Annotated in this window: 2 protein-coding genes; both read right to left on the bottom strand. The window is 37.4% G+C overall.

The features are described from left to right. Nucleotides 1–229 precede the first annotated feature (229 nt). Nucleotides 230–1,510 (bottom strand): Tol-Pal system protein TolB, encoded by a 1,281-nt coding sequence (locus GO685_RS04140; protein ID WP_175937693.1) that lies wholly within the window; start codon nucleotides 1,508–1,510, stop codon nucleotides 230–232. Nucleotides 1,511–1,515: 5 nt separating this feature from the next. Next, nucleotides 1,516–3,150 carry a ribonuclease J gene (locus tag GO685_RS04135; protein ID WP_175937692.1) on the bottom strand — a complete coding sequence of 545 codons (1,635 nt, stop codon included), beginning with the start codon at nucleotides 3,148–3,150 and terminating at the stop codon, nucleotides 1,516–1,518. Between the last annotated feature and the right edge of the window lie 301 nt (nucleotides 3,151–3,451).

Raw genomic sequence — 3,451 nt, 5'->3', positions numbered from 1 at the left:
AGGTGCACATAGTGCAAAAAATTAAACATAAGACGCCAACGGTGATACTTTCGTCGTTTAATCTGCACAGATTGAAGCTAAATGAATAGCTTCATTATCATTATAGGGGTAACGGCAAAGGTTGTCAAGTAGTTTTTTTCATTTCTATTGTCCCCTATCCACTCTGAAAAGTTATTATCTTTTCATTTTCTCAACCAAGCAATACCTACTCATACCACCTATCTATTTTCTACTCCACCAGAGGTAGATGCGACCAATCTGGAAAATAGGCATTTGTTGGGGTAGAAATTATTTTGTGATTCCTCTTTACTAAGTCCACCGAATATAGTTTAGAGTCGCTTGGTGATTCTGTTTTTGTAAAGATGATTCCCCTGCCATTTGGGAGCCATGCTGGGGATTCGATTTTATGTCCCTCTGAAAGTAGACGTTCTCCTTTGCCATCTGGCTTCATAACTCCTATATAAAATCTTCCCGATTGGATTTTTGTAAAAGCTATAAGATCCCCATTTGGCGACCAAACAGGTGTAGCATACTTTCCACTCCCAAAGCTAATTCTCTTAGGCTTTTTATTTTTTTTAGTGAAATCGATGATATATAGCTGCTGACTTCCACTTATATCGGAACTAAAGACCATATATTTCTGATCTGGAGAAAAAGAGGGAGAAGTGCTTATAGCCGAACTTCTAGTGATTTTTTTCGTGCGCTTACTGTTCAAATCTAGAGACAATATATTTGTTTCACCATTAGATGAGAGAGAGATTAAAAGAGACTTGCCATCAGGAGAAAATCTCGGAGCAGAGATTACTCCCTCGAAAGCACTAATTATCGACTCAGTATTGTCTTTCAGATTCTTCAACATTATGTAGCTTCTACCATCTAGATATGAGATGTAAACAATACTATTTCCACTTGGTGCAAACCTTGGTGTTGACACAAATTTGTCGCCATTTGTTAAGTATTTTATATCACTTCCATCTTGATTCATAACAGCAATTCTGCGTATGGGCTTATAGTTACTATCCCTTTCTTCGGCTATGTACGCTATCTTCGTGTTAAAATGCCCTTTCTCACCAGTTAATCTATCATGTATCGCATCTGAAACAAAATGGGCAATTTTTCTCCAGTCTTTTGCCGAAAAAACAACCGAATGAGTAAATAACTCCCTTTTTGTGAAAGCATCAAACAAGTGTAACGATAACTCTAAGGTTCTATCTGATACTTCGCTTAAACTTACTGTAGCCAGCGTATCGCTCCCGGGTTTGTACGGCGCAATTTCAGTTTCTGTACAACGTTTTACATTAAATAAGCCACAATTAGATAAATTTGCTTCAATTATCTTTATGATGCTTTCACTTAATTCGCTCTCCAGCTCTGTTTTACATGCACATTTGGATACAACAAGGCTAATATTACCAACAGTGTTTTCTCTTATGTCAACATACAAAGCAGCTTTGGCAAAATAAGGAAGAAATAACGAAAGAAGTAATATTAGCTGAACGAGCACCTTCATTCATTTCATACCTGTTCTATTTGGACCTCAATTATAGGCCTTTTTAGTAAATATTCCTTTAAGATACTGAATATTGAGCTTTCAATCTTATTTCTTATTTTTTTTGTTGACTGTAAACTAAACGCTGACTCAACCGTTTTTGTAATCCTCTGTATAATAGCTGCATCTTCTGACGCTTCGAAAACACCAGGCGCAAATACCTTTGGTTTGGCAAGCAATTTATTTTTCTTGTTGACAATTGCTGTCACTACAACAGCTCCAGCATCTCTCATTCTCTTACGCATTTTTATGACACCACTCTCTGGATAACGTAGCAACATACCGTCAACACCAAAGTAGTCAACGTCAATTGAATCAACCTTTTCTCCGTTTTCCAAATTAACGATATCACCTGGTGCAATCATTATTGCTTTTTCCACACCGCACTCTTTAGCAAATTTCACATGGGCATGCGTGTGAATATACTCACCATGAACTGGAATAGACATTCTAGGTTTTATCAAAGAATACATTTCCTTTAGCTCTGCTTTTACTGGATGTCCAGAGGCATGAACATGCTCCATTTTATCAATGATAACCTCTACGCCCATTTCGATAAAGGCGTTGAACATACTGTGTGCACGAGTTTCATTGCCAGGGATGATTTTTGACGAAAAAACCACTGTATCACCCTGTTGCATTTTAAATGCATGATGACTCTTATTAGCAAGTTTTGAGGTTGCTGCCATCGGCTCACCTTGGCAACCAGTGCAAATCAACAATAGCTTTTCCCTTGGCAAATCTGCTACATCTTTTGCTTCACAAAATTCAACAGAATTGGTTAAATACCCACTATCTTGTGCAACTTTTACTATTCTCCACAAAGACCTTCCAAGTAGAACTACTTTTCTGCCCAGCGCCTTTGCAGCTTGGCTTATTGTTTCAATTCGCGCCACGTTTGAAGCAAAAAGCGACATAGCAACTAGCTTTTTAGACCGTCTTATTATGTTATAGATATTGTTATAAATCTCACCTTCTGATTCGGGATTATGTTTGCTCAATATGTTTGTTGAATCGCAAATTGCTGCAAGCAGGTCACCTTTATCGCCAATTTCTTTTAAACGACTTATGTTAGAAGTTAAACCAACAACAGGTTTTAGATCAAATTTCCAATCGCCAGTATGAAGCGCGCTACCTACATCAGTGCTAACCAATATTGAATGTGCTTCAGGAATTGAGTGAGTTACGTTTATAAACTCAACGGTGAAAGGATCTAAATTTATGCTGCCGTTTATATCCACCTCTTTCACAGGTACCATGCCTTCTAGCCGAAACTCCTTTAGTTTCTCCTTGAGAAAATTAACCGTGAACTTTGTTGTATATATGGGACATTGCAATTCTTCCCACAAATAAGGCACTGCACCGCAGTGGTCTTCATGCGCATGCGTAATTATTATTCCAAGCAAATCCTTTTTTCTTTGAGCAATAAAGTTCACATCAGCGATTAATAGCTCAATGCCTGGCATAGTTTCATCAGCAAAACCAATGCCAAGGTCAATCATAATCCACTTCCCTTGGTAATGATATAGGCTTACATTCATCCCAATTCTGCCTACTCCTCCAAGTGGAAGAAATAAAAACTCGTTCTTGTTTATATTCATTAATTTTAAATTATTAAAATGCGAGAATAGCAAAACTTCGGTCTTAAATAAAGGAGTTTATTACTTTCAATAACCCTAAGAACCTATTCATAGTCTCTTCAGGAGCAAAACAGCGAAAGCAAGAACAACCATTTACAAGCTAGTATTGAGTTTCGCTAGAAGCAAAAAACTACTTAACAACCTTCGCCGTTACCCCTACCATAGTAATGGAGCTATTTGTTTAACTTCCCAATCTGTACAAGTTAAAATGATAAGAGAACTTGCATTTGGCGTACTATTGTTTAATTTTTCGCACTATGTG

The organism is Wolbachia endosymbiont of Madathamugadia hiepei (assembly GCF_013366855.1).
Taxonomy (GTDB): domain Bacteria; phylum Pseudomonadota; class Alphaproteobacteria; order Rickettsiales; family Anaplasmataceae; genus Wolbachia.
Note: the sequence above shows the minus strand (reverse complement) of the source record. Positions and strands in the feature narration are given on the sequence as shown.

Bases quoted from the DNA above. Each gene is read 5' to 3' on its own strand.
- GO685_RS04140 (WP_175937693.1), bottom strand. From the start codon at position 1,510: ATGAAGGTGCTCGTTCAGCTAATATTACTTCTTTCGTTATTTCTTCCT.
- GO685_RS04135 (WP_175937692.1), bottom strand. From the start codon at position 3,150: ATGAATATAAACAAGAACGAGTTTTTATTTCTTCCACTTGGAGGAGTA.